Consider the following 26,779-nt stretch of genomic DNA (forward strand, 5'->3'; position numbering starts at 1 on the left):
CGTCCCAGCACGAGGGGTCCCCGGCCGCAACGGCCGGGGTCCTCGTGCTTTTGCAGGTGGTCGGCTGCGCGGGCGGGCCGTCGGCGAATCGGGCGGGTGGAGCGGCCCCGATAGTCTTCCCGGTCGTGTCGTCCCCCGCTCCGTCGTCGGTCCCGCCGTCGGTCGTGGCCCTCCTCGTGACCCACGACGGGGCCCGCTGGCTGCCCGGGGTGGTCGAGGGGATCCGCGAGCAGGGCCCGGCCCTCCGGCGTGTCGTGGCCGTCGACACCGGCAGCAAGGACGACAGCCGCGCGCTCCTCGACCCGTCCTTCGACCTCGTCGAGACCGGCTCGGCCACCACCTACCCCGAGGCCGTCGCCCTCGGCCTCGAGCACGTCGCGGCGTCCGCCCCCGAGACGGAGTGGGTCTGGCTGCTGCACGACGACTCCCGGCCCGCGCCGGGTGCGCTCGACGCGCTCCTCGCGGCAGCCGAGCGGCGTCCCGACGTCGACCTCCTCGGCCCCAAGGTGCGCGAGTGGCCCTCCCTGCGGCGGTTGGTCGAGCTGGGCGTGACCATCTCCGGCACCGGGCGGCGCGAGACCGGGCTCGAGCGCGGCGAGTACGACCAGGGCCAGCACGACGAGGAGCGCGAGGTGCTCGCGGTCGGTTCCGCGGGCCTGCTGGTCCGCCGCCGGGTGCTCGAGGACCTCGGGGGCTTCGACCCGCACCTGCCGCTGTTCGGCAACGACCTCGACCTCGGCTGGCGCGCCACCGCGGCCGGCCACACCACGCTCGTCGTCCCCGACGCGGTGCTCTTCCACGCCGAGGCCGCCCACCGCGGTGTCCGTCGTACGCCGCTCACGGGCCGGCACACGCACTACCAGGAGCGCCGCGCCGCCCTGTACACGCTGCTCGTCAACGCCAGCGCGGCCTCGCTGCCCTGGCGGGTCGTCCGGCTGACGTTCGGCACGTTGCTGCGGATGGTCGGGTTCCTGCTCGTCCGCTCGCCCGGGGAGGCGCTCGACGACCTCGCCGCGCTGGTCTCGGTCGTCTTCCGCCCCGGCACCGTGCGCGCCGGCCGCCGCGAGCGCCGCGAGCGCGAGGCCAGGCGGGGCACGCCGCCCGACACCGAGCGCGTCCGACGCCTGCTCGCCCCGGCGTGGCTGCCCTACCGGCACGGCCTCGACCTCGTGGGCGACCTCGTCTCCGCCGCGAGCAGCCAGGCCGCCGACGTCGCCGAGCGGCGCCGCGAGGCCGCCGCGGCCCTCGACCCCTCCTCGCAGGCCGCGGCCCGGCTGCGGGCGGAGCGCGCCGCGCGCGAGGAGGACTACGAGCTCGCCGACACCGGTGCCGTCGCCCGCTTGCTGACCAACCCGGTCGCCCTCGTGCTCGCGCTGGTCGTGGTCGGGATGCTGGTCGCCGCCCGCACCGCGTTCGGACAGGTCAGTGGTGGGGCGCTCGCGCCGGCCCCGGCGGCCGCCGGCGACTGGTGGGCACTGCACCTGCAGACCTGGCACCCGCTCGCCTTCGGCACCGACGTCCCCGCCCCGCCGTACGTCGCGGTGCTGGCGCTCCTCGGCTCCGTGCTGGGCCCGGAGGTGACCGTGACGGTGCTGCTGGTCGGGTCGGTGCCGCTCGGGCTGTGGGGTGCGTTCCGCTTCCTGCGGGTCGCCGGCCGGCTCGTGAGCCCGCTGGGCGCGCCGCGCTGGCTGCTGGTCGGCGCGTCCACGACGTACGCCCTGGCGCCGGTCACCGCGGGGGCCTGGGGCGAGGGGCGGCTCGGGCTCGTCGTCGCCGGGGGGCTGCTCCCGTGGCTGGCCCACGCCGCGCTGGGGTTCGTCGAGCCCGCCGTCGACCGTCGTCGCCGGGCCGGGTGGCGGGTCGGCCTGCTGCTGGCGATCGTGGCGGCGTTCGCTCCCGTGGCCTGGCTGGTCGCCGCCGCGCTCGTGCTGGCCGTGCTCGTCGTCGGGCTCGTCGTGGCCCGGGGCGTCGTGGCCTCCCGCGACGTGGCCGGACCTCCGCTGGTCGCGCTCGGCGTGCCGCTCGTGCTCCTCGCGCCGTGGTGGCTCCCGGCGGTGCTCGGCGGCCACGCCGGCGCCCTGCTGGTCGAGACCGGCCGGCTGCCCGGCCCGGCGCTGGCGGCCACCGACCTGCTCCTGGGCCGGCTGGGCGACAGCGGTGCTCCCCGCTGGATCGGTGCCGTGCTCGTCGTGCTGGCCCTGTTGGCCCTCGTGCCGCGCGCGAGCCGCATCCCGGTGACCCTCTGCTGGCTGGTCGCCCTCGTGACCTCGCTCGTCGCGGTGCTGCTGTCGCCGGTCACCGTCACGCTGGCCAGCACCGACACCCCGGTCGGCCTCGGCGCACCGCTGCTGGTGCTGCAGGCCTGCCTCGTCACCGCGGTCGTGCTCGGAGCCCAGGGCGCCGTGCGCAACCGGGTCGCGCGTCCCCTCCAGGTGCTGACGGCCGTCGGCACCGTCGCCGCGCTCGTCGTGCCGGTCGCCGGGGCGGCGTGGTGGGCGACCTCCGGTGACGACCTGACCTCGGCCGACGACACCCTCGTGCCGGCCTACATGCTGCAGCGGGCGAGCACCGGGTCCCAGCACGGCGTGCTCGTCGTGCGGGGCAGCGTCGAGGACGGCCTGTCCTACACGGTGCGGCGCGGCGACGGCCTGACGCTCGGCGAGGACGAGGTCGTCGCGCTGACCGATGCCGACCCCGCGGCCACCGCGACCGTGCGGGAGCTCGTCTCGCGGCCCACCCCCGAGACGGTCGACCGGCTCGCCGACCTCGGCGTCGAGTTCGTGCTGCTGCCGCGACCCGCGGACGGGGCCGTCGCCGCGTCGCTCGACGCGGCCAGCGGGCTGGCCCAGGCCAGCTCGCCGCCCGGCAGCCGGGCCTGGCTCGTCGACCGCGAGGTGCCCGTCGACGCCGTGGCCGGCGACGGCACCTCCTGGCTGCGCGTGGGCCTGCTGGTCGTCCAGGGCGTGTTCGTGCTCGTCGTGCTCGTGCAGGTCGCGCCGACCGTCCGCGCCCGCCGCCGCGACGGCTCGGACGGCGACGACGACGCGGACGAGCGTGACGACCGCGAGGGCGACGGCTCCCGGCCCCGCGTCCGGGCGACGTCGGAGGTGGGCCGATGAGCGTCCCCGACCCCTCCCGCACCACCGCCGGCACCCGCACCGCGCGCACGCCCGGCGGGCGGCGTCTCGACGTGACCACCCTGCTCGCCGTGCTGCTGCCGCTGCTGGCGGTGGCGGTCGCGCTCGTCGTACGCACCGACGGGGGAGCCGAGCGGACCGGCGCGGCGGCGGAGGAGGTGCCCCTGACCCGGGCCAGCGTCGTGTGCCCGGGTGGGGGGAGCGACGTGCTCGTCACCTCGACCAGCGGCGCGGACGGGACGGTGCAGGTGCGGGCCGGCGACGAGGACCGCGACGTCGAGGTCGGTCCAGGACGGGTGGCGGAGGTCGACCTGGGCGAGCGGCCCGCGGTCGTCACGGGGGAGGGCGACCTCGCCCCGGGGCTGGTGGCGGGGCGCTTCTCCTCGCCCCTGGCCAGCTTCGACTGCCGGGCGCCGGTGTTCGACCAGTGGTTCACCGGCGTCGGCGCCGGAGCGCGCCACCAGTCGGTGCTGCAGCTGGTCAACCCCGACGAGGGTCGGGCCGTCGTCGACGTCGAGGTGCTCGGCGCCGAGGGCGAGGTCGACGCCCCGGGACTGCGCGGCATCGCCGTGCCGGGCGGCCAGACCCGGGCGCTGCCGCTGGCCGAGGTGCTCCCGCGCCGCGACGAGCTGGCGCTGCACGTGACCGTCGTCCGCGGCCGGGTGGCGGCGAGCGTCCGCGACACCGTGCGCGACCTCGGGCGCGGCCGCTCCGGCGACGACGGGCTGGCCTCGCAGTCGGCCCCGGCCGCGACCAACCTGCTCCTCGGGGTGCCCTCGGGCACCGGGCCGCGCTCGCTCGTGCTGGCCAACACCGCCGAGTCCGAGGGCCGGGCGTCGATCTCCTTCGTGACCGGCCGCTCGACCTTCGCCCCCGCCGGCCTGGAGGCGGTGGAGCTGCCGCCGCGCAGCACGGTCGTCGTGCCGCTGACCCAGCCCCTGGCCCAGGCTGCGACCGACGGCGAGGCCGGTCGTCCGGTCGGGCTGCAGGTCGAGTCGACCGTGCCCGCCACCGCTGCCCTGTCCGGCTTCGTGCGCGGCGACCTGGCCACCGCGGTGCCCGTCGACCCGCTGGCGGGGTCTGGCACCGCCGTGCTGCCCGCGGGGGACAAGACCCTCGTCCTCGGTGGGTCCGGCAGTCCCGGTGTCGTCACCGTGACCGCCCGTGACGCCGACGGCCGCCAGCTCGCCGAGGAGCGCGTCGAGGTCGCCGCGGGACGGGCGCCCTCGATCGAGCTCCCCGGCGCGGCGCGCCTGGTCACGGTGGCCGCCGCGCGCACCACGGTGCAGGCCGTCGTCCTCGTGGTCGGCGACGGCGGCGCCACCGTCGTCCGGGTCCGTGAGCCCGTGACGACCGGGCTGGTGCCCGACGTGCGGGTCGGGTTGCCCTAGCCCTCGTCCACGCACGGCGGGTGCACGTCGACGGGAGGCGGACCGGCCGCAGGTCGCGCTGCCGCCCCAGGTCGTGGGACGAGCCGCCCTCCTCGACCACCGTGGGTGCGGTCGGCTCGGCTCCTCTACCCGCCGGCGAGCCCGAGCCGGGCCAGCGCGGCGGGCAGGCCGGCGGGCAGCTCGGCCCACGGCACGTGCGCCGAGGGGTGCTCGCAGACCCGGTCGACGACCCGCTGCGACGGCACCTGCACGGCGGGGGAGCGCGGGTCGCCGAGCTCGAGCACCCGGGTGCCGGCCGGCGCGAAGGCCGACAGGTGCAGCGCGGAGCCGGCGGCCCCGGCGAGGACCGAGGCCGAGGCGGCCAGGCGCACCTGCTCGCGCACCGCGAGCGCCTCGGGCGCCACGACGTCGAACCCGGCGTCCGCGAAGGCCCGGTCGAGCGCCGCGTCGTGCCCCTCGTCGGTGCGGGTCGCGCGGCCGGCCTCCCGTTCCGCGCGGTGGAAGGCGGAGCGGGACAGGAACACGCGCGGGCCGTCGGGGTCGAGGTCGGCGGCAGCGCCGGCCGCCACCGCCATCCGGCGCCACACCGTCCGCGCCTGCTCCCAGGCCCAGCCGTTGACGACGAGCCCGCGCCCGGGCACGAGGAGCCGCTCGACCACCACGTTGTCGTCGGCGACCACGACCTGCGGGAGGTGGCCCCACCCCGCCAGGTCGAGCAGCGTGGCCTGGGCGGGCGAGGGGCCGTCGACCGGCCCGCTGAAGGTGTGGAACACGACGCCCCGCACCTCGAGCAGCGACGCCGGCTCGGGCCACAGGGTGGTGACGGTCTCGAGGAAGAAGTGGCCGAAGTGCCGGACCCAGTGACCGCCGTACAGCCAGGTGCCCTCGAGGCGCCGCGCGCCCGGTTGCCGGGCCGGCACGCGGTCGGGGTCGGCCTGCGCGAGCTGGGCGCCGTGCAGTCCGCCGATCTTCTGCGAGGAGACGACGAGACGGCCCCGGTCGTCGTGCACGGCGCCGCGGATCCACCGGGTCGGCTCGACGATCGTGCGCAGCCGGCCGCGCCGCACCTTGGTCAGGATCGCGCCCGGGACCTCCTCCAGCCCAGGCGGGCCCTCGACCGGCTCGTGCGGGAAGGTCGGCAGCGCCCAGCCGGTGGGCGGACCGACCGGACCGACCGGACCGGTGCTCAGTCGTCCTCGCCGACCCGCGGGTCGACGACCTCCGGCGCCACGCCGAGCAGCTCGGCCACCTGCTCCACGACCACGGTGAGGACCATCGCCTCCAGGTCGCTGCGGCCCGCGCAACGGTGCTCGATCGGACGGCGGAACACGACCAGCCGGCTCGGGGTCGCGCCGCTGCCGCGCACGAGCGAGGCCAGCGGGACGGTCGCGCTCTCCCAGTCGTCGGGCACCTGCGGGGTGTCCTCGACGGCGTACTCGACCAGGCCGAGGTGCTCCTGCCAGCGCTCCTCGATGTCGGTGACCACCGCGAGCACGAGGTCGTCGAAGCGGTCGCGGCGCGTGCGCGTCTCGGGCGTGCCCGGCCGGCGGGGCAGCACGGCCGGCCCGCGCATGCCGCGGTCGCGGCGGTCGCGGGTGCGTCCCCGCCGTCGGCCGGAGGCCGGGTCCCGGTGCTGCGCCACGACCGCGAGCCTAGTCAGGATCGTCGGTGGTGCCGGGTAGCGTTCCCGCCGTGAGTCTCGCCCGGCGCTGTTCGCGCACCCCCTGCGGCCGGCCCGCGGTGCAGACCCTCACCTACGTCTACGCCGACCAGACCGCCGTCCTCGGCCCGCTGGCGACCTACGCCGAGCCTCACGCCTACGACCTGTGCGCCGAGCACTCCGAGCGGCTCTCGGCGCCCCGCGGCTGGGAGGTGCTGCGGCTCTCCTCCGACGTGCGGCCGCGCGGTCCCAGCAACGACGACCTGCTCGCCCTGGCCGACGCCGTCCGCGAGGCCGGCCGCCCGCTGCCGTCGTCGCGGCCCGCCCCCACCGAGGAGACCGGCCGCGAGACCACCCGGCGCGGTCACCTGCGGGTGCTCTCGACCGACTGACGACCCGCCCCACGGAGGGCACTAGGGTTCGCGGCATGGCTCTGGACCCTGCGACCGTCGGCGCCGTCTTCAAGGCCTACGACGTCCGCGGCACCGTGCCCGACCAGGTCGACGAGGAGCTGGCCCGCGCGGTGGGCCGGGCGTTCGTCGAGGTCCTCGACGTGCGCGAGGTCGTCGTCGGCTACGACATGCGGCCCTCCTCGCCCGGGCTGGCCGGTGCGTTCGCCGACGGAGCCACCCGCGGCGGTGCCGACGTCGTGATGATCGGCCTCGCCTCCACCGACCAGCTCTACTTCGCCTCCGGGCACCTCGGGCTGGCGGGGGCGATGTTCACCGCGAGCCACAACCCCGCGCAGTACAACGGCATCAAGATGTGCCGCCCCCTCGCCGTCCCGGTGGGCGCCGAGTCGGGCCTGACCGACATCCGCGACCTCGCGCTGGCCGGCGGCCTCCCCGACGCCCCGCGGCTGGGCTCCATCAGCTCGCACGACGTCCTCGAGGCGTACGCCGCCCACCTGCTCTCGCTCGCGCCCGTCACCGGCCGTCGGCTCAAGGTCGTCGTCGACGCCGGCAACGGCATGGCCGGGTGGACGGCTCCCGCGGTCTTCGGCCGCCTCGCCGACGCGGTCGACCTGGTGCCGCTCTACTTCGAGCTCGACGGCACCTTCCCCCACCACGAGGCCAACCCGATCGAGCCCGACAACCTGCGTGACCTGCAGGCCGCGGTCGTCGAGCACGGCGCCGACGTGGGCCTGGCCTTCGACGGCGACGCCGACCGCTGCTTCCTCGTCGACGAGCGCGGCGAGGCCGTCTCGCCGTCGACGCTGACCGCCCTCATCGCCGAGCGCGAGCTGGCCAAGCACCCCGGCGCGACGGTCATCCACAACCTCATCACCAGCCGGGCGGTGCCCGAGACGGTGCTCGAGCTCGGCGGCACGCCCGTGCGCACCCGGGTGGGCCACTCCTTCATCAAGGCCACCATGGCCGAGACCGACGCGGTCTTCGGCGGCGAGCACAGCGGCCACTTCTACTTCCGCGACTTCTGGCGCGCCGACTCCGGCATGCTCGCCGCGCTGCACGCCCTGGCCGCGCTCGCCGAGCACGACGGCCCGCTGAGCGACCTGTTGGCCCGCCACGAGCGCTACCCGCTCTCCGGCGAGGTCAACAGCACCGTCGCCGACCAGGCGGCCACGGTCGCGGCCGTCGAGGCGGCGTACGCCGGGCGCGACGGCGTCACCACCGACCACCTCGACGGGCTCACCGTGAGCCACGTCGACTGGCAGTTCAACGTCCGGTCCTCCAACACCGAGCCGCTGCTGCGGCTCAACGTCGAGGGCCGCGACGAGTCCACCATGCAGGCGGTGCGCGACGACGTGCTCGCCCTGATCCGCGGAGGCACGACATGACCACCCACGGCATCGACGAGGGGCTCCTCGAGATCATCGTGTGCCCGGCCGACCACGGTGACCTCGCCGTCACCCCGGTCGCGGGCGGCACGACCGACGTGGAGCTGGTCTGCGGCTCCTGCGGCCTGGCCTACCCCGTGCGCGACGGCATCCCCGTGCTGCTCGTCGACGAGGCCCGCCGGCCGTGACCTGGTTCGACGAGTCCCGGCTCGACGACGCCACCGCGCTCGGTGCGGCCGACCTGCGGCTGCGCACCCTGGCCGAGTCCGGGGCCCGCGTGCGCCGCGGGGCGGGGGAGGCCGCCGACGCCGCCCGTGAGGGCGCGGCCCGCGCCCAGGACGCCCGACCCCGCGCCGTCATCGCCGCCGGTCCCGACTCGCGGCTGCTGCGAGCCGTGCTGGAGCCGGCGTGCCCGGTGCCGTTCGTGGCCTGGCCGGGCCCGGCCCTGCCCGGGTGGGCCGGCAGCCTCGACCTCGTCGTGGTCCTCGCCCCCGACGGCAACGACGCCGGCACCGCCTCCGCGGTGGCCGAGGCGGTGCGCCGCGGGTGCCAGGTCGTCGTGGCCTGCCCGCCGACCTCGATGGTCGCCGAGCACGCCGCCGGCCGGTGGAGCACCGTGCTGCCCACGACCACCGCCGACCAGCTCGCCGTCGCCGTCGTCGCGCTGGCGTTCCTGGCCGAGGTCGGCCTCGGCCCGCAGGCCGACCCCGACACCGTCGCCGAGGCCCTCGACGCGGTCGCGCTCTCCTGCACGCCCCACCGCGACATCGCCGTCAACCCGGCCAAGATGCTGGCGATCTGCCTCGCCGACGCCAACCCGCTGCTGTGGGGCGGCTCCGTGCTCGCGGCCCGCGCCGCGCGCCGGGTCGCCGAGTCGATCCGTCGTACGACGGGTCGCACCGCGCTGGCCGGCGACGCCGACGTGCTGCTGCCGGTGCTCGAGGCGACCCGGCCGCGCGACGTCTTCGACGACCCCTTCGCCGACGGGGGCGCGCGCGAGCTGCGGCCCGTGCTCGTCGTCCTCGACGACGGCGCCGAGGGGCCGGTCGTGCGCGAGCAGCGCGGTCGGCTCCAGGCGGCCGCCCAGGGCGTCGGCGTCCGCGTCGAGACCGTCGCCGCCGAGGGGGTCGGCGACGTCGCCCGCTACGCCTCGCTCCTGCTCACCGGCACCTACGCCGCGGAGTACCTCCGCCTCGGCCTCGTCGAGGACTGAGGCCAGGCCGACCCCGTCGTCGTGGGTGGGGCGCAGGGGAGGCCGGTCGGCTCTAGGCTCCCCCCATGAGCGCTGGCCTGTTCGGACTCCTCGACGACGTCGCTGTGCTGGCCCGCGCGGCGGCGGCCTCCATCGACGACGTGGGCGCCGCGGCCGGTCGCGCGAGCATGAAGGCCGCGGGCGTCGTCGTCGACGACACCGCGGTCACCCCGCAGTACGTCAAGGGCGTCGCCGCCGAGCGCGAGGTCCCGATCATCAAGAAGATCGCGGTCGGGTCGCTGCGCAACAAGCTGCTCTTCATCCTCCCGGCCGCGCTGCTGCTCAGCCAGTTCGCCCCCGACTGGGTGCTGCCGCTGATCCTCGTCGGGGGTGGCACGTTCCTGGCCTTCGAGGGCGCCGAGAAGCTCTGGGAGCGGGTCTCGGGCCACGGGCACGCCGAGGAGGAGGGCCTCGGCACCGAGATCACGCCCGAGCAGGAGAAGACGATGGTCGCGGGCGCCGTGCGCACCGACTTCATCCTCTCTGCCGAGATCATGGTCATCTCGCTCGACAGCGTGGCCGAGGAGCCCTTCTGGACCCGGCTCGCCGTCCTGGCCGTCGTCGCGGTCCTCATCACCGCCCTCGTCTACGGTGTCGTCGCTCTGATCGTGAAGATGGACGATGCCGGCATCGCGCTCGCCCAGCGCCCCTCGGCGCTGGCCCAGCGCGTCGGCCACGCCCTGGTGAAGGCGATGCCGCGGCTGCTCGCGATCATCTCCGTCGTCGGCATCGCCGCCATGCTCTGGGTGGGCGGCCACATCGTCGTCGAGCAGCTGCACCACCTCGCCGAGGAGGACTTCCCGCTCGGCTGGCACGGCCCGTACGACGTCATCCACCACCTCGAGGAGCAGGTGCACGACGCGCTCGGTGCCCTCGGTGCGGTGGCCGGCTGGCTGGTCAACACCGCCCTCGCCGCGGTGGTCGGTCTGGTCATCGGCGGGGTGGTCGTGGCCGTCCTCCACCTCGTCCCGAGGCGGCACGCGCACCCCGCGCACGATTGAGGGTTCGGCGCAGGGCTGTCCTACTGTGGGACGCGTCCGCGTGGGAGATCCCGACAGCGCGCAGATGCGCGGCGCAGGCAGTCGCAACCGCATCCAGGAGATGACGATGGACTTCAAGGTCGCCGACCTTTCGCTGGCCGACTACGGCCGCACCGAGATCACGCTCGCCGAGCACGAGATGCCCGGCCTGATGGCGATGCGCGAGCGCTTCGCCGACTCCCAGCCGCTCGCCGGTGCCCGCATCGTCGGGTCGATCCACATGACCATCCAGACCGCTGTGCTCATCGAGACGCTCACCGCGCTCGGTGCCGAGTGCCGCTGGGCCTCCTGCAACATCTTCTCCACCCAGGACCACGCGGCCGCCGCCGTCGTCGTGGGCCCCGAGGGCACGGTCGACAACCCCACCGGCACCCCGGTCTTCGCCTGGAAGGGCGAGACGCTGGAGGAGTACTGGTGGTGCACCCAGCAGATCCTCGACTGGGGCGACGAGCTGCCCAACATGATCCTCGACGACGGTGGCGACGCCACCCTCCTGGTGCACCTCGGCGTCCAGGCCGAGAAGACCGGCCAGGCCCCCGACCCCGCCACCGCCAAGAGCGGCGAGCAGCGGATCATCTTCGAGGTCCTCAACAAGGTCCTCGCCGAGAAGCCCGGTCACTGGACCCCGATCGCCAACTCGATCAAGGGCGTCACCGAGGAGACCACCACCGGCGTGCACCGTCTCTACGAGATGATGCGCGAGGGCACGCTGCTCTTCCCGGCCATCAACGTCAACGACTCGGTCACCAAGTCGAAGTTCGACAACAAGTACGGCTGCCGCCACTCGCTCATCGACGGCATCAACCGCGCCACCGACGTCCTCATCGGCGGCAAGGTCGCGGTCGTCTGCGGCTACGGCGACGTCGGCAAGGGCTCGGCGGAGTCGCTGCGCGGCCAGGGCGCGCGCGTCATCGTCACCGAGATCGACCCGATCTGCGCGCTGCAGGCCGCCATGGACGGCTACCAGGTCACCACGCTCGAGGACGCGCTCCCGATCGCCGACATCATCGTCACCGCCACCGGCAACCGCGACGTCGTCACGGTCGACCACATGCGGGCCATGAAGCACAACGCGATCGTGGCCAACATCGGCCACTTTGACAACGAGATCGACATGGCCGGCCTCGAGGCCGACGGCGTCGCCGTCCGCAAGAACGTCAAGCCGCAGGTCGACCTGTGGACCTTCCCCGACGACAAGGCGATCATCGTCCTGTCCGAGGGCCGCCTGATGAACCTGGGCAACGCGACCGGCCACCCGTCGTTCGTCATGTCCAACTCGTTCACCAACCAGGTGCTGGCCCAGATCGAGATCTACACCAAGACCGAGGAGTACCCGGTCGGCGTGTACGTGCTGCCCAAGCACCTCGACGAGGAGGTCGCCCGCCTCCACCTCGACGCCCTCGGCGTCAAGCTGACCACCCTCACCGAGGACCAGGCCGGCTACCTCGGCCTCGACGTCCAGGGCCCGTTCAAGCCGGAGGCCTACCGGTACTGAGTCGGATGGCTCGCTGCGGGAGGGCGTGCGCCGCAGACCCGCGCCGCTCTCGCACGGCTGCCGCCGGTCTGGTCTCCCGGGCCTGACCGGCGCAGGCGCCCTCCGCTCCGCTCGCTGCGCCGTGTGGCCCGGTCCTGTTGTGGCCCGGGCGCCTCGAGGGGGACAGGGCACTGGCCCGGTCCCCGCACCACCACTCGCCAACGCCACCACGGGGAGCACTCCCCGTGGTGGCGTTCGGCGTCTCCCGGGCGACTGACACACTGGAGGGCATGACCGAGACGAGCGACCTGGCGACCAACGGTCGCGTCCTCGTCGTCGACGACGACGCGGCGCTCGCCGAGATGCTCTCGATCGTGCTGCGCCAGGAGGGGTTCGACTCCCAGGTGGTGGCGCGCGGCGACCGCGCCCTGGAGGCGGTGCGGGCCTACAAGCCCGACGTCGTCCTGCTCGACCTCATGCTCCCGGGCCGCGACGGCATCGACGTGTGCAAGGAGATCCGCGCCGAGTCGGGCATCCCCATCGTGATGCTCACCGCCAAGGGCGACACCGTCGACGTCGTGGTGGGCCTGGAGTCCGGCGCCGACGACTACGTCGTCAAGCCGTTCAAGCCCAAGGAGCTCGTGGCCCGCATCCGGGCCCGGGTCCGTCGGCGCGAGACCACCGACACCGGCGCGCAGGAGTCGCTGGCCATCGGTGACCTGTCCATCGACGTCGACGGCCACGCGGTGACTCGCGAGGGCCGGCCCATCAGCCTCACGCCGCTGGAGTTCGACCTGCTGCTGTGCCTGGCCCGCAAGCCGTGGCAGGTCTTCACCCGCGAGATGCTGCTCGAGCAGGTCTGGGGATACCGGCACGCCGCCGACACCCGGCTGGTCAACGTGCACGTGCAGCGGCTGCGCTCCAAGGTCGAGCACGACCCCGAGCACCCCGAGATCGTGGTGACCGTGCGCGGCGTCGGCTACAAGGCCGGCCAGGCCTAGCCGGCGCGGCACGGGCGCAGGACGGGCAGGACGGGATGGAGCGGCGCCGGGTCCGGCTGCCCCACGGCGTACGCCGGTGGCTCACGTTCTGGCGCCGGTCGACCCAGGCGCGGGTCGTGGTGAGCACCGTGCTGCTCTCGGCGGTCGTGGCGGGCGCGGTCGGGTGGTACCTGCTGCGCGAGACCCGCGACGGCCTGCTCGACAGCCGGGTGCAGACCGTGGTCGCCGAGGCCGCGTCGGAGACCCGCGAGGCCGACGAGGACCTGGCCGCGGTCGAGGTGCGCGACCGCGACGTCGCCGACCAGCTGCGCGACCTGGCCGACCCGATCATCGAGCGGGGCGAGACGCGCGACTTCGCGGTCGTGGTCGCCGGCCCCGTCGACGACGAGCGTCCCCTCGACCAGTCGCTGGCGTCGTACACCTCCGGCCTGGACCCCGGGGCCAGCGTGCCGGCCTCGCTGCGCACGCGGATGGCCGACGTCGGCGCGCCGCCGGGCTGGACCTACACCACGATCGAGCGGCGCGGTGCGGACGACGGCCGCCCGGCGGTCGTCGTCGGCTCGCAGGTGCGGCTGCCGGCCGACGGGCGCACCTACGCCATCTACCTGCTGTACCCGCTCGACGACGAGCAGCGCACCCTCGACCTGGTGACCAGCTCGCTGCTGACGGCCGCGATCCTGCTGGTGCTCCTCGTCGCCGGGGTCACCTGGCTGGTCACCCGGCAGGTCGTGACGCCGGTGCGGCTGGCCCGCCAGGTCGCGGAGCGGCTGGCCGCCGGCCACCTGCAGGAGCGGCTGGTGGTGCGCGGGGAGGACGACCTGGCGCGGCTGGCCACGTCGTTCAACCAGATGGCCACCAACCTGCAGCGTCAGATCCGCCAGCTCGAGGAGCTCAGCCGGGTGCAGCGCCGGTTCGTCTCCGACGTCTCCCACGAGCTGCGGACGCCGCTGACGACGGTGCGGATGGCGGGCGACGTGCTCCACGACGCCCGCGACCGCTTCGACCCGGGGACGGCCCGGGCGGCCGAGCTGCTGCAGACCGAGCTCGACCGGTTCGAGACCCTGCTGGCCGACCTGCTCGAGATCAGCCGGTTCGACGCCGGCGCGGCCGTCCTCGACCTCGAGGACGTCAACCTGGGCGACGTGGTGCGCCGGGTGGTCGACAGCACCCGCCCCCTCGCCGACCAGCGCGGCGTGAGCGTCGCCATCGAGGACCCCGGCGTGGCGGTGCTCGCGGAGGCCGACACCCGACGCGTCGAGCGGATCGTGCGCAACCTGGTCACCAACGCCATCGACCACGCCGCGGTCGGGGGTCGCGACCCGGGCATCGTGGTCCGCCTCGCCGCCGACGCCGACGCCTCCGCCGTCGCCGTCCGCGACTACGGGGTGGGCCTGGAGCCGGGGGAGTCGGCCATGGTCTTCAACCGCTTCTGGCGCTCCGACCCGGCCCGCGCCCGCACCAGCGGCGGCACCGGCCTCGGCCTGTCCATCGCGCTCGAGGACACCCACCTGCACGGCGGGTGGCTCCAGGCCTGGGGCCGGCCCGGGGCGGGGGCGCAGTTCCGGCTGACGCTCCCGCGTCGTGCCGGGTTCGCGCTGCGGCGCAGCCCGCTTCCCCTGCAGCCCGAGGACGCGCCCGAGCCGGGCGAGCCGGTGCGGGCACCGGCCGCCCCGACGACCCCGGGGCGCCGATGAGCCGCCCCCTCCGGCCGACGCCGCGGGCGGGACGCGCCGTCCTGGCCGCGCTGGCCGCGATCGTCGCCCTGGCCGCGCTGACGGCCTGCACCGGCGTCCCGACGTCGGGTCCCGTCCGCGACGCCGGCCCGCGCACCACGGTCGACGAGGACCCGGTGAGCGACGTCAGCGCCGTCCCGCCCCGGCCGGGCCTGACCCCCAGCGCGGTGGTGCTCGGCTTCATCGACGCCATGGCCGCCTCGCCCACCCGCATCGACATCGCCCAGCAGTACCTCACCGGCGACGCCGCCGCCGCGTGGGAGCCCGAGGCGGGCACCATCACCTTCGGGGCGCGCCAGCAGCCGCGCGACCAGCGCCTGGAGATCTCGGTCGACCTCGTCGACGCCGAGCGCTTCGACCGCAGCGGCACCTACCTGGGCCGGATCGCGCCGAGCCGCAGCACGCTGCGGTTCGACCTCCAGGTCGAGGGCGGCGAGTTCCGCATCACCAACCCGCCCGACGCCCTGGTCGTCTCGCGCGGGTGGTTCAACCAGCGCTACCGCCAGGCCTCGCTCTACTACTTCGACCCCACCGGGCGGATCGTGGTGCCCGAGCCGGTGTTCGTCCCGCGCGGCGACGAGCTCGCGTCCAACCTGGTGGCCCGGTTGCTCGCGGGTCCGGGCCCGCGGCTGGGCCGCTTCGTGCGCTCCTACCTGCCACGGGGCCTCGACGCCGGCCTGTCGGTGCCGGTCTCCCTCGACGGCGTGGCGCGCGTCGACCTCGGCGGCGGCCCGGGGGTGACCTCCTCGGTCGGCGCCGAGCGGCTGCTCGCGCAGCTGGCCTGGACCCTGCGCCAGGAGCCGCGCATCCGGGCACTGCAGGTGACCCTCGGGGGCGAGCCGGTGCGCGGCCCCGAGGGCCAGGAGCTCTACGACGTCGACGAGGCCGACCTCTTCGGGCCCACCGGGCCCGACCCCTCCACCGACCTGTACGCCGTGCGCGACCAGGCCCTGCAGGTGCGCGACGGCAACGAGCTGGTGCCCGTGCCGGGCCCCCTGGGCGGCGAGCGCCCGGTCCGGTCGGCCGTGCCCGACATCCCCGGCGTCCGGGCCGCGGGGGTGACCCCCGACGGCGGCACGCTGGTGCTGGCCGACCTGGTCGAGGCCGGCGCGGGCGAGCCGCCGACCCCGACGCAGGTGGTGCTCCGCGGGGCGGACGACCTCCAGCCGCCGGCGTGGGACTTCGCGGGCCGCCTCTGGGTCGTCGACCGCAACGGCGGCGACGCCGTCGTGCACGTCGTCGTCGACGGTCGCGACCGGGTCGTCCCCGTGCCCGGCGTCAGCGGCCGCGACGTGCGGTCGCTGCTGGTCTCCCGCGACGGCACCCGGGTGGTGGCGGTCGTGCGCGGCGAGACGACCGACGAGCTGCGCGTCGGGCGGGTGGAGCTCGACGACGAGGGCCTGGTCGACTCCGTGCCGATCACGACCCCCATCGACGTGCAGCCCGACCTCGCCGTGCGCGTCGACGACATCACCTGGACCTCCCCGACGACGATCGCCGAGCTCACCACGCTCGAGGCCGACGCCATCTACGAGGTCCGGTCGGTCGGCGTCGACGGCTCGCCCGACTCCACCGAGCTCCAGCCCGTGCCGGTCGGCGGTCCCGTGACCGCGCTCGCCGGCACCCCGGTCGAGGACCAGCCGACCTACGCGGTGACGCCGACCAGCTTCATCGACATCACCGACGACACCAGCTTCGGGTTCGTCGGCGATCCGCCGACCAGCGTGCTGTACGCCGGCTGAACGCTCCTCCACAGGCCGGCGGCGGCGGGTGGCGGCGCGGACCGCGGCGTGGTGGGGTCGACCCGGTGACCGGGAGCCTGCACGACGCGGCCGTCGACCTGCTGCTCGGCGGTTCCTGCCTCGGTTGCGCCCGGCCGGGCCGGCTGGTCTGCGTCGCCTGCGCGGCCGCGCTCCCGCGCGGGGCGTCGCCCCGGTGGCCGACCCCGGTGCCGCCGGGCCTGGTCACGCCCTTCGCCGCGGCGTCGTACGACGGGCTGGTGCGGGCCCTGGTCCTCGGCCACAAGGAGCACCGGCTGCTCGCGCTCGCCCCGGTGCTGGGGGTGCTGCTCGCGACGGCGGTGGCGGCGGCGCTCGACGACGCGGGCGCGTCGGGACCGGTGCTGCTGGTCCCGGTGCCGTCCCGCGCGGCCGCTGTGCGGGCCCGGGGCCACGACCCGACGCGCACGATGGCGCGCCAGGCGGCGCGGCGGCTGGCCTCGGCCGGGCGGAGCGCCGAGGCCGTCGCGCTGCTGCGCACCCGGCCGGGCGTCGCCGACCAGGCCGGCCTCGACCGCGAGGCACGACGGGCCAACCTGGCCGGGTCGATGGCGGTGCGCGGGCGCGTGCTGGCCGCCCTGGCGCGCCGGGGCACCCGGGCCCACGTCGTCCTGTGCGACGACGTCCTCACCACGGGGAGCACGGCTCGCGAGGCCCAGCGCGCCCTGGAGGTGGTGGGCGTGCGGCCGCTGGCGGTGGCCTGCGTGGCGGCCACCCGGCTCCACAGCGTTTCCTCAGCCGATTCGGCGGGTGGAGAGGTTCCACCGCCCGGGCCGACGCACTAACGTCTCTGCATGGAGTCCGTCCGGGTCCGTGGTTGCCCCGTCCAGGGGTCTGTCCCAGGACGGCTAGCCGATGCCAGTCGCAGGCAAAACGGCCCACGTAACTCGCCGCCCTCACCGGCGCGAGGATCACGGTGCGGCTTAGTCGTAAGTCCTGCCCCGTCCCGGTCGTCAGATGCGACCAGCCCCTCGGGGTGGCGGGAGAGGGTGGGTAGTGGCACCGAGCCGCGAGAGCCCCAGCAGGCGGGTGTGGGGTCGAAGACCAGGTCGGCCGGACGGACTCCTCCTCGTGCGCTCCCCCCAGCGCGCGAGGCCGCCTGAAACCAATCGCCACCGGGAGGTTCACCCATGGATGTCGTCGTCACCGGGCGCCACTGCGAGATCACCGACTCGTTCCGAGGTCACTGCGAGGAGAAGTTGGCCAAGCTCGAGAAGCACGACCACCGGATCATGCGGGTCCACGTCGAGGTGGACTGCGAGGCCAACCCCCGGCAGCACGACAAGTCCGTCCACGTCGAGCTCACCGCCTTCTCCAAGGGCCCGGTGATCCGCGCCGAGGCCGCGGCCGACCACCAGATGGGGGCCCTCGACCTCGCCCTGGACAAGATGGCCTCCCAGATGCGCAAGGCCGCCGACCGGCGCCGGGTCCACCGCGGCCGCCGCGCGCCCGTGTCCGTGGGCCAGGCCCTGGCCGGGATGGAGACGATCGACGACGCCGCCGAGACCACCGCCGCCCCCGACGAGGGCCTCGAGCGCGCCGTCGGCCCCATCGACGTGACCGGCGACGGGCCACTGGTGGTGCGCGAGAAGACCCACCCGGCCGACCCGATGACCCTCGACCAGGCGCTGTACGAGATGGAGCTGGTCGGCCACGACTTCTACCTGTTCGTCGACAAGGAGAGCGAGAAGCCGTCGGTCGTCTACCGCCGCCGTGGCTACGACTACGGCGTCATCTCCCTCGACCTGGGTGCCGACACCGGAGCCTGACCCGGCGACGCCCCACCCTCCGGCCCCGGCGCCACCCGCCGTCCTCGACCGCACCGGCCGTCCTGCGGCGGTCGAGGGGCGAGCGCCGGGGCCTCGGCGTGTCATGATGCCCCCGTGGCAGACGTCGCAGGACCGGGCCAGGCGCCCGAGCGTGAACCGATCCGGGTGCTGGTGGTCGACGACCAGCAGCTGTTCCGACGTGGCCTGACCATGCTCCTGGCGGTCGAGCCCGGGCTCGAGGTCGTCGGCGAGGCCGGCGACGGCATCGAGGGCACGGCGCTGGCCGAGACGGCCGCTCCCGACGTCATCCTGCTCGACGTCCGGATGCCCAAGCGGTCCGGCATCGAGGCCTGCCTGGCCATCAAGCAGGCCGTGCCGTCGGCCAAGATCATCATGCTCACCGTCTCCGACGAGGAGGCCGACCTCTACGAGGCGGTCAAGAGCGGCGCTTCGGGCTACCTGCTCAAGGACTCCTCCATCGAGGAGGTCGCCCAGGCCATCCGCGTCGTCGCCGACGGCCAGTCGCTCATCAGCCCGTCGATGGCCATCAAGCTCATCGACGAGTTCAAGTCGATGTCCAAGCCCGAGCGCGAGACCGGCCCGGCGCTGCGGCTGACCGAGCGCGAGCTCGACGTCCTCCGCCTCGTCGCCCAGGGCCACTCCAACAAGGAGATCGCGGCCCGGCTCTTCATCAGCGAGAACACGGTGAAGAACCACGTGCGCAACATGCTGGAGAAGCTGCAGCTGCACTCCCGCATGGAGGCCGTGATGTACGCCGTGCGCGAGAACCTCCTCGAGCTGCCCACCGGTACCGAGGGCGGCCGCGGCCGCGGCTGACTCCCGTCGTCCAGGCGCCGCGGTGGCCACCTCCTCCTCTTCCGGCTCGCTGTCCCGGGCGCAGGCCCGGCGCGTGGCCGTGGCGGCCCAGGGCTTCCTGGACCCGGCGCACGACCCGCCGACGCTGCGCACGGTGACCCGCACCGTCGGCCGCACCGGTGTCCTGCAGGTCGACTCGGTCAACGTGCTGGCCCGGGCGCACCTCGTGCCGCTGTACTCCCGGATGGGGCCCTACGACCCGGCCCTGCTCGAGCGGGCGGCCTCCGGGCGCGAGCAGCGACGCCTGGTCGAGTACTGGGCGCACGTCCAGGCGCTGGTGCCGGTCGACCTGTGGCCGGCGATGGCCCACCGGCGCGACGCCTACCGCGATCGGCGCGGCAAGTGGGGCTTCGTGGCCGCCGACGACGCGCTCGAGGCGGGCGTCTTGGGCGAGCTCGCCGCCCGCGGGCCGTCGACGTCGCGCGAGCTCGCCACGGCGCTGGGCGAGTCGGCCACCCGCAGCACCGAGCACTGGGGCTGGAACTGGTCGCGCACCCGGCGGCTGCTCGACTACCTCTTCACCGCCGGCGACGTCGCCATCGCCGGGCGCAACGCCCAGTTCGAGATTCGCTACGGCCTGCCCGACCAGGTGCTGCCGCGCGCGGTGCTGGAGGCGGCGACGCCGACCGTGGAGGAGCAGCACCTGGAGCTGGTCCGCCGGGCGGCCCGCTCCCACGGCGTGGCGACCCTGCGCTGCCTGGCCGACTACTACCGGATGGCGGTCGCCGACGCGGCCGCCGCGGTCGAGGTGATGGTCGAGGCCGGCGAGCTCGAGCCCGTCACGGTCGAGGGGTGGCGCCGCCCGGCGTACCTGCACCGCGACGCGCGCCGCCCGCGCGCCGCCGCGTTCGCCGGCGTCCGCGCGCTGCTCAGCCCGTTCGACCCGCTCGTGTGGGAGCGCGAGCGCGCCGAGCGGCTCTTCGACTTCCACTACCGCATCGAGATCTACACCCCGGCGGAGAAGCGGGTGCACGGCTACTACGTGCTGCCGTTCCTGCTGCGCGACGAGCTCGTCGCCCGCGTCGACCTCAAGGCCGACCGCGCCACGGGACGCCTGCTCGTCAAGGGGGCGTACGCCGAGGACGGCGCTCCCGACGACACCGCCGATCAGCTCGCGGCCGAGCTGGCCCGGGTCGCCGGCTGGCTGGGCCTCGGCGAGGTCGTGGTGGAGGACCGCGGCGACCTGGCGCCGGCCCTGGTCCGCGCCGAGGAACGCCTCGTCGTCGACGCTCGTTAGGATGGAACGTGGCCCACACCTGGGCCGCGCCCGCCACACCCGAGACGTGCAGGGAGTCCACCCACGTGCCCGCCATCATCGACAAGCTCCTCCGCATCGGCGAGGGCAAGACGCTCCGACGTCTCGAGGCCATCGCCAAGGCCGTGAACTCGATCGAGCCCGAGTTCGAGAAGATGAGCGACGCCGAGCTCCAGGGCATGACGGCGGAGTTCAAGGAGCGGCTGGCCAACGGGGCCACGCTCGACGACATCATGCCGGAGGCGTTCGCGACCATCCGCGAGGCCTCGCGCCGGGTCACCGGCATGCGCCCCTTCGACGTCCAGGTCATGGGTGGCGCGGCGCTGCACCTCGGCAACATCGCCGAGATGAAGACCGGTGAGGGCAAGACCCTCGTCGCGACCCTGCCGTCCTACCTCAACGCCCTGTCGGGCAAGGGCGTGCACGTCGTGACGGTCAACGACTACCTGGCCAAGTTCCAGTCCGAGCAGATGGGCCGCATCCACCACTTCCTCGGCCTCTCGGTCGGGGTGATCCTCCCGTCGATGCGCCCGGCCGAGCGCCGCGAGGCCTACAGCTGCGACATCACCTACGGCACCAACAACGAGCTCGGCTTCGACTACCTGCGCGACAACATGGCGGGCTCGATCGACGAGTGCGTCCAGCGCGGCCACAACTTCGCCGTCGTCGACGAGGTCGACTCGATCCTCATCGACGAGGCCCGCACGCCGCTGATCATCTCCGGTCCTACCCAGGACGAGGTGAAGTGGTACGACGAGTTCGCCAAGATCGCCGCCAAGCTCGTCCTCGACGAGGACTACGAGGTCGACGAGAAGAAGCGCACCATCTCCGTCCTCGAGCCGGGCATCACCAAGGTCGAGGACCACCTCGGCATCGAGAACCTCTACGAGTCGGTCAACACCCCGCTCATCTCGTTCCTCAACAACTCCATCAAGGCCAAGGAGCTGTTCCGCAACGACAAGGAGTACGTCGTCATGAACGGCGAGGTGCTCATCGTCGACGAGCACACCGGCCGCATGCTGGCCGGCCGCCGCTACAACGACGGCCTGCACCAGGCCATCGAGGCCAAGGAGGGCGTGCAGGTCCGCGAGGAGTACCAGACCCTCGCCACCATCACGCTGCAGAACTACTTCCGCCTCTACGACACGCTCTCCGGCATGACCGGCACGGCGATGACCGAGGCCAGCGAGTTCGACAAGATCTACAGCCTCGGCGTGGTCCCGATCCCGACCAACAAGCCGATGGTCCGCCAGGACCAGCCCGACCTCGTCTACCGCACCGAGGAGGCCAAGTACGACGCCGTCGTCGACGACATCGTCGAGCGCCACGAGAAGGGCCAGCCGGTCCTCATCGGCACCGTCTCGGTCGAGAAGTCCCAGTACCTCTCCGAGCAGCTGACCGAGCGCGGCGTCGCGCACTCGGTCCTCAACGCCAAGGTCCACGCCGACGAGGCCAAGATCGTCGCCCTCGCCGGCCACAAGGGCGCGGTCACCGTGGCCACCAACATGGCCGGTCGCGGCACCGACATCATGCTCGGCGGCTCGGTCGACTTCCTCGCCGACCAGGAGCTGCGCAAGCGCGGCCTGGAGCCCACGGGCGAGACGGCCGACGAGTACGACGCCGCGTGGCCCGACACCGTCGAGAAGATCCGCGAGCAGGTGGCGGCCGAGCACGACGAGGTCCGCGAGCTCGGCGGCCTCTACGTCGTCGGCACCGAGCGCCACGAGTCGCGGCGCATCGACAACCAGCTGCGTGGTCGTTCCGGCCGTCAGGGCGACCCGGGCGAGTCCCGGTTCTACCTGTCGCTGCAGGACGAGCTGATGCGGTTGTTCAAGTCCGAGTGGGTCGACCGCGTGCTGACGATGCTCAAGATCCCCGACGACGTCCCGATCGAGAACAAGCGCGTCACCAACGCCATCGCCAACGCCCAGGGCCAGGTCGAGGCGCAGAACTTCGAGTCCCGCAAGAACGTCCTCAAGTACGACGACGTCATGGACCGCCAGCGCAAGGTGATCTACGGCGAGCGGCGCGAGGTGCTCGAGGGCGCCGACATCGAGGAGCAGGTCCGCGGGTTCGTCGACGACGTCGTCGAGGGCACCGTGCGCGGCTCGCTCGAGGACTTCTCCGAGGAGTGGGACCTCGACCAGCTCTGGACCGACCTGCGCCAGTTCTGGCCGGTGTCGGTCTCCCACGAGGACCTCGTGGAGGAGGTCGGGGGCACCCAGGGCAGCCTGGAGAAGGACGAGCTGGTCAAGCGGCTCCAGCTCGACGCCCAGGAGGCCTACGACGCCCGCGAGGCCGAGGTCGGCCCCGAGGTGATGCGCGAGCTCGAGCGCCGCGTGCTGCTCTCCGTGCTCGACCGCAAGTGGCGCGAGCACCTCTACGAGATGGACTACCTCCGCGAGGGCATCTACCTGCGCGCCTACAGCCAGCGCGACCCGCTGGTGGAGTACCAGCGCGAGGGCTTCGACATGTTCGCCGCCATGATGGACGGCATCAAGGAGGAGGCGGTCGGCTTCCTGTTCAACCTCGAGGTCCAGGTCGAGGAGGAGCCCGAGGCGGACGACGACGGCACCTACGACCCGTTCGGCATCGCCGGCGGCGGGGCCGACGGGGCTGACGGCACGGTCGAGGAGCCGCTGCGTCGCGAGCTCCCCTCGGAGCCGCAGCCGGCCGAGGCGCCCACGCTCACCAAGCAGGCGCCGCAGATCAAGGCCAAGGGGCTGGAGAAGAAGTCCATCCCGAGCAACCTGCGCACCTCCGCCCCGAGCATCGACGGCGACAACGAGGTCGAGGAGACCGGTGGCACCGTGACCACCGCCGACGACGAGTACGCCGGCGTCGGCCGCAACGCCAAGTGCCCCTGCGGCTCGGGCAAGAAGTTCAAGCAGTGCCACGGCGCCCCCGGTGGTCCCACCGGGGTCACCGCCCGCATCGGCTGACCGCTCCACCTCCACGCTGACCCGTCGTCCACGACGGGTCAGCGTGCTTTTTCGGGCCTGCGCGCTGGCTGAGGTGCGAGGAGCGCAACCACGAGCCTCGAAGGCCCGGAGCCGGTCTCGGTGCCGGACCCGTGCTGGGGTGTCGAGACCCGGCTGCGGTGGTCTCGACGCGCGGTTGCGACCTCGTGCCTCGGTCGCACGCTTGATCGACCCGCCTGAGCCCACGCAGGCAGCTCGTTCCTCGCTTCGTGCTGCTCAGGCGGCTCGGGTCAGGCGAACTCCAGGGCGGTGCACAGCCACCGCTCGTCGCGCCGCTCGAAGCGTGCCGCGACGGCACGCGAGCGGTCGCCGTACCGCACGTGGGCGGAGGTCTCGGCGACCTCGGGGGAGACCAGGCTGACGTGCACCGAGCGGACGCGCGGTCGCACGGGCTGGTGCCGGCCGGTGCCGGGGACGTGCCCGCCCGCACGGGCGACGAGGACGGCGCGGCGGTCGAGGTCGGCGTGCACGTCGCGGTCGCAGTGGCGCAGCAGCTGGCTGCTCGGCCGGTCGCCCCCGACGATCTCGACGGCCGCCTGCACGAACCGGTGGGCCCAGGCCTCGACCTCGTGCCGCCGACGCTCCTCGACGCGGGTCACCGAGGCCAGGGGGCGGTCGGGCACCTCGGGCGGGTCGAGCCGCGGCTGCAGGGCGAGCGCCAGCGTGCCCTGGGTCGCGGCCACGGGCACGGGGACCCGGAGGGGCACGACGTTGCGGTGGAACAGGTCGTCGACGGTGGCGGTCATCAGGGTCACGACTCCTTCGGGTGCTGGAGGTGGTCGGGCGTCCGGAGTCGGAGCCCGGGGTGGATGAGGTCGGGGTCGTCGCCGACGGCGACGTGGTTGGCGCGGTAGAGGTCGTCGGTGGCGTGGGCGACATCGGCCACTGCTGCCTCGGGACCGAGCAGCCCCTCGCTGATGGCCCACAGGCTGTCGCCGGGACGGACGACGACCTCGGAGACGGGAGCACGGCGGGCGTGGGCGGGACCCACGGCGCGATCGGGGAACGGCAGTCCGTCGAGGTCGGCCGTCGAGGTGGCCGACCGGCCGGCGGTGGCAGCGGCGACCCCCGTGCCGGCCGGCCCGAGGTCGACCGACGTCGCGTGCGCGGGGGCGGTGGTGAGGGCGGCGACCCCGCAGGCCGCGAGGAGGCCCCGGACGGCCCAGGCAGGGACGCCGGGCAGGGACGGCGCCGGGGCCCGGCGCACGGCCTGCACCACGACCACGGTGCACACCACCCACGCCCACAGGGCACAGGCGGCCAGGACCCAGCCGGCGCCGGCGACGACGGCGTCGTCGAACGCGCGGGCGGCGCCCTCGCGGGCCGGGGCCACGGCCCAGGCCGCCACCGTGCCCGCGACCAGGGTGGCCACTGCCCAGACGAGGAGGCAGCGCATCGTCGTTGTCATCCCAAGACCAACTCTTGTGTTTGCGTGCGTTTGCACCATTTGACGCCCGAAAGGGTGGGGCGTCAACCGTTCGTCCACAAGACGGGGTTTGTACGCTCGACGCATGTCGTGGGAGGAGGAGCTCTTCGCCGTCCTCGACGATCTGGAGGCCCAGGCCGCCGGCATGTACGACGCCGAGCGGACGCTGGAGCTGGCCGACCGCGCGCGGGCGGAGTACCGCGAGGTCACCTTGGCGGCCCGGCTGCAGGCCTCCGTGGGTCGGGAGGTCGTGCTGCACGTCCGCGGGCCGGGGGTGGTCTCGGGCCGGCTCGACCGGGTGGCGCACGGCTGGCTGGTGCTGACCGGGGCGGCGCAGGACTGGGTGGTGCGCACGGCGGCGCTGGCTGCGGTCGACGGCACCTCGGACCGCGCCGTGCCCGAGGTGGCCTGGCCGGCGGTGGCCCGGCTCGGGGTGGGCTCGGCGCTGCGGCGGCTGGCCGACGCGGGGGAGCGGTGCGTGCTGCACCGCCTCGACGGCGGCCGCCACGACGGGACGCTGCGCCGGGTGGGTGCGGACTTCGTGGAGGTGCTCGAGGGCGACCCGCCCCGGGTGGGCCTGGTCGCGCTGGAGGGCCTGGCGGCAGCTAGTTCCCGCTAGCGGGACGGTGGGGTCCGGCTCAGGTCGCCTCGAGGTCGAACGGCGGCCGCTCGCCCTCGCGCAGCGGCCTCTCGCGCTTCTGGACGGTCGCGGCCTCGTCGCCGGCGTCCTCCATCGCCTCGATGATGTGCTTGCGCACGATGGCGCGGGGGTCGAGGTCGCGCAGCTCGAGGTCGGCGTACTCGGGACCGAGCTCCTCGCGGAGGTCGTCGCGGGCGGTGTTGGCGAACTCGCGGAGCTTGCGCACCATCGCCCCGGCCTGCTTGGCCAGGTCGGGCAGCTTGTCGGGCCCGAAGACGATGACCGCCACCAGCGCGATGACGGTCAGCTCCGGCAGCCCGATCCCGAACACGCGATCAGCCTAGAACTTGCTGGTGGGGGTGAGACCCAGCTGCATGCCGGCCAGGCCCCGTCCCCGGCCGGAGAGGCGGGTGGCGACCTGGGTGAGCTCCTTCGCGGCGGGCGCCGTGGGGTCGGACTCGACGATCGGCTTGCCGGCGTCGCCCCCCTCGCGCAGCGACATGTCGAGCGGGATGCGGCCGAGCACGGGCACGTCGTAGCCGAAGCGCTGGCCGAGCGTGGTCGCCACCCGGTCGCCGCCGCCGGACCCGAAGACCTCGAGCCGGTGCTCCTTGCCCTCGGCGGTGCAGTGGGGGCAGGGCAGGTAGCTCATGTTCTCCACGACGCCCACGACGCGCTGGTGCATCATCGAGGCCATCGTGCCGGCACGCTCGGCGACCTCGGCGGCGGCCTCCTGGGGCGTGGTCACCACGACCACCTCGGCGCCCGGCAGGTGCTGGCCGAGGGAGATCGCGATGTCGCCGGTGCCCGGCGGCAGGTCGAGGAGCAGCACGTCGATGTCGCCCCAGAACACGTCGCTGAGCATCTGCACCAGCGCCCGGTCGAGCATCGGGCCGCGCCAGGCGACGACCTGGTCGCGGCGCGGCTTGAGCATGCCGATCGAGATGACCGAGACGCCCGAGGGGGTCGGCACGGGCATGATCAGGTCGTCGACCTGGGTGGGCCGCGAGTCGGCCACGCCGAGCATCGCCGGCACCGAGTGGCCGTAGATGTCGGCGTCGACGACCCCGACCTTCAGGCCCTGCTGGGCCAGCGAGAGCGCGAGGTTGACGGTGACCGAGGACTTGCCGACGCCGCCCTTGCCGCTGGCGATGGCGTAGACCTTGGTCAGGTTGCCGGGCTGGGAGAAGGGGATCTCGCGCTGGGCCTGGCCGCCCTGCAGGGTCTCGCGCAGGCCGGTGCGCTGCTCGGCGGTCATCACGCCGAGGGTGAGGTCGACGCCGGTGACGCCGGGCACGCGCTCCAGGGCAGCGGTGACGTCGCGGTTGATGGTGTCCTTGAGCGGGCAGCCCGCCACGGTCAGCAGCACGGTGAGGTGGACGACGCCGGCGTCGTCGACCTCGACGGTGTCGACCATCCCGAGGTCGGTGATGGGGCGCTTGATCTCGGGGTCGTTGACCGTCGCCAGGGCGGCATCGAGCTGCTCACGGGTGGGAGAAGTCATGGTGCCCCGAGTCTACGGGGGCCGCCGCGGCGCGCCGGGGGCCGACGGCGCTGTGAGAGCGAGC

At 74.4% G+C, this 26,779-nt stretch carries 23 protein-coding genes; 17 read left to right on the forward strand and 6 right to left on the reverse strand.

What is annotated here, in order from left to right:
- Positions 1–125: 125 nt before the first annotated feature.
- Both FJQ57_RS05650 and FJQ57_RS05655 read left to right on the forward strand, forming a co-directional pair.
- Entirely contained in the window at positions 126–3,119 is a 2,994-nt protein-coding gene (locus FJQ57_RS05650; RefSeq protein WP_170219285.1) for a glycosyltransferase, read from the forward strand.
- A complete protein-coding gene (locus tag FJQ57_RS05655) occupies positions 3,116–4,528 on the forward strand; it encodes a DUF5719 family protein (protein WP_139978192.1) in 1,413 nt (470 codons plus the stop codon). The genes FJQ57_RS05650 and FJQ57_RS05655 overlap by 4 nt, the downstream gene beginning before the upstream one ends.
- Before the next feature lie 125 nt (positions 4,529–4,653).
- Here FJQ57_RS05655 and FJQ57_RS05660 read toward each other — a convergent pair whose 3' ends face one another.
- Together FJQ57_RS05660 and FJQ57_RS05665 are read right to left on the reverse strand one after the other, a co-directional pair.
- The gene (locus FJQ57_RS05660; RefSeq protein WP_170219286.1) at positions 4,654–5,595 is read right to left on the reverse strand and encodes a glycosyltransferase family 61 protein; all 942 of its coding nucleotides are present in this window, start codon (positions 5,593–5,595) and stop codon (positions 4,654–4,656) included.
- 119 nt (positions 5,596–5,714) lie between these two features.
- On the reverse strand, positions 5,715–6,170 hold the full coding sequence (locus tag FJQ57_RS05665) for a metallopeptidase family protein (protein ID WP_246081606.1): 456 nt from the start codon (positions 6,168–6,170) through the stop codon (positions 5,715–5,717).
- Positions 6,171–6,220: 50 nt separating this feature from the next.
- Between FJQ57_RS05665 and FJQ57_RS05670 the strand changes: the two genes are divergently transcribed.
- The 14 genes from FJQ57_RS05670 (at position 6,221) to secA (ending at position 23,106) form a co-directional block, all read left to right on the forward strand.
- Positions 6,221–6,580, forward strand: coding sequence for a DUF3499 domain-containing protein (locus FJQ57_RS05670; RefSeq protein ID WP_139978194.1), 360 nt, complete (start codon positions 6,221–6,223; stop codon positions 6,578–6,580).
- Between the two features lie 35 nt (positions 6,581–6,615).
- Positions 6,616–7,986, forward strand: a complete 1,371-nt coding sequence (locus FJQ57_RS05675; protein ID WP_139978195.1) for a phosphomannomutase/phosphoglucomutase — start codon at positions 6,616–6,618, stop codon at positions 7,984–7,986.
- Positions 7,983–8,174, forward strand: a complete 192-nt coding sequence (locus FJQ57_RS05680; RefSeq protein ID WP_139978196.1) for a Trm112 family protein — start codon at positions 7,983–7,985, stop codon at positions 8,172–8,174. Before FJQ57_RS05675 ends, FJQ57_RS05680 begins: the two co-directional genes overlap by 4 nt.
- Positions 8,171–9,199 (forward strand): SIS domain-containing protein, encoded by a 1,029-nt coding sequence (locus FJQ57_RS05685; RefSeq protein ID WP_139978197.1) that lies wholly within the window; start codon positions 8,171–8,173, stop codon positions 9,197–9,199. Before FJQ57_RS05680 ends, FJQ57_RS05685 begins: the two co-directional genes overlap by 4 nt.
- Positions 9,200–9,264: 65 nt before the next feature.
- Positions 9,265–10,239, forward strand: a complete 975-nt coding sequence (locus FJQ57_RS05690) for a DUF808 domain-containing protein (protein ID WP_139978198.1) — start codon at positions 9,265–9,267, stop codon at positions 10,237–10,239.
- 100 nt (positions 10,240–10,339) lie between these two features.
- Positions 10,340–11,773, forward strand: a complete 1,434-nt coding sequence (gene ahcY, locus FJQ57_RS05695) for an adenosylhomocysteinase (protein WP_139979083.1) — start codon at positions 10,340–10,342, stop codon at positions 11,771–11,773.
- A 269-nt stretch (positions 11,774–12,042) separates the two neighbouring features.
- Complete coding sequence (gene mtrA, locus FJQ57_RS05700; RefSeq protein ID WP_139978199.1) at positions 12,043–12,753, forward strand: MtrAB system response regulator MtrA; 711 nt, start codon at positions 12,043–12,045, stop codon at positions 12,751–12,753.
- A gap of 35 nt (positions 12,754–12,788) precedes the next feature.
- Positions 12,789–14,447, forward strand: a complete 1,659-nt coding sequence (gene mtrB, locus FJQ57_RS05705) for an MtrAB system histidine kinase MtrB (protein WP_139978200.1) — start codon at positions 12,789–12,791, stop codon at positions 14,445–14,447.
- Positions 14,444–16,228, forward strand: coding sequence for an LpqB family beta-propeller domain-containing protein (locus FJQ57_RS05710; RefSeq protein WP_139978201.1), 1,785 nt, complete (start codon positions 14,444–14,446; stop codon positions 16,226–16,228). Before mtrB ends, FJQ57_RS05710 begins: the two co-directional genes overlap by 4 nt.
- A 65-nt stretch (positions 16,229–16,293) precedes the next feature.
- A complete protein-coding gene (locus FJQ57_RS05715; protein WP_211348750.1) occupies positions 16,294–17,049 on the forward strand; it encodes a ComF family protein in 756 nt (251 codons plus the stop codon).
- A 345-nt stretch (positions 17,050–17,394) separates the two neighbouring features.
- Entirely contained in the window at positions 17,395–18,033 is a 639-nt protein-coding gene (gene hpf / locus FJQ57_RS05720; RefSeq protein ID WP_139978202.1) for a ribosome hibernation-promoting factor, HPF/YfiA family, read from the forward strand.
- Positions 18,034–18,147: 114 nt separating this feature from the next.
- Positions 18,148–18,870, forward strand: a complete 723-nt coding sequence (locus FJQ57_RS05725; protein ID WP_139978203.1) for a response regulator — start codon at positions 18,148–18,150, stop codon at positions 18,868–18,870.
- Positions 18,871–18,892: 22 nt separating this feature from the next.
- Positions 18,893–20,146 carry a winged helix-turn-helix domain-containing protein gene (locus FJQ57_RS05730; RefSeq protein WP_139978204.1) on the forward strand — a complete coding sequence of 418 codons (1,254 nt, stop codon included), beginning with the start codon at positions 18,893–18,895 and terminating at the stop codon, positions 20,144–20,146.
- 65 nt (positions 20,147–20,211) lie between these two features.
- On the forward strand, positions 20,212–23,106 hold the full coding sequence (gene secA / locus FJQ57_RS05735; RefSeq protein WP_139979085.1) for a preprotein translocase subunit SecA: 2,895 nt from the start codon (positions 20,212–20,214) through the stop codon (positions 23,104–23,106).
- A gap of 269 nt (positions 23,107–23,375) precedes the next feature.
- Here the strand turns inward: secA and FJQ57_RS05740 are convergent, their stop codons facing one another.
- Both FJQ57_RS05740 and FJQ57_RS05745 read right to left on the reverse strand, forming a co-directional pair.
- Positions 23,376–23,891: an Rv3235 family protein gene (locus FJQ57_RS05740; RefSeq protein WP_246081680.1), complete on the reverse strand. Its 516-nt coding sequence runs from the start codon at positions 23,889–23,891 to the stop codon at positions 23,376–23,378.
- Positions 23,892–23,896: 5 nt separating this feature from the next.
- On the reverse strand, positions 23,897–24,553 hold the full coding sequence (locus FJQ57_RS05745; protein WP_139978206.1) for a LysM peptidoglycan-binding domain-containing protein: 657 nt from the start codon (positions 24,551–24,553) through the stop codon (positions 23,897–23,899).
- Between the two features lie 103 nt (positions 24,554–24,656).
- Between FJQ57_RS05745 and FJQ57_RS05750 the strand changes: the two genes are divergently transcribed.
- The gene (locus FJQ57_RS05750; RefSeq protein ID WP_139978207.1) at positions 24,657–25,190 is read left to right on the forward strand and encodes a hypothetical protein; all 534 of its coding nucleotides are present in this window, start codon (positions 24,657–24,659) and stop codon (positions 25,188–25,190) included.
- A 19-nt stretch (positions 25,191–25,209) separates the two neighbouring features.
- Here the strand turns inward: FJQ57_RS05750 and FJQ57_RS05755 are convergent, their stop codons facing one another.
- A complete protein-coding gene (locus tag FJQ57_RS05755; protein ID WP_139978208.1) occupies positions 25,210–25,542 on the reverse strand; it encodes a sec-independent translocase in 333 nt (110 codons plus the stop codon).
- Positions 25,543–25,551: 9 nt separating this feature from the next.
- Positions 25,552–26,715: an Mrp/NBP35 family ATP-binding protein gene (locus FJQ57_RS05760; RefSeq protein WP_139978209.1), complete on the reverse strand. Its 1,164-nt coding sequence runs from the start codon at positions 26,713–26,715 to the stop codon at positions 25,552–25,554.
- Between the last annotated feature and the right edge of the window lie 64 nt (positions 26,716–26,779).

Source organism: Nocardioides litoris (assembly GCF_006346315.1).
GTDB lineage: Bacteria > Actinomycetota > Actinomycetes > Propionibacteriales > Nocardioidaceae > Nocardioides > Nocardioides litoris.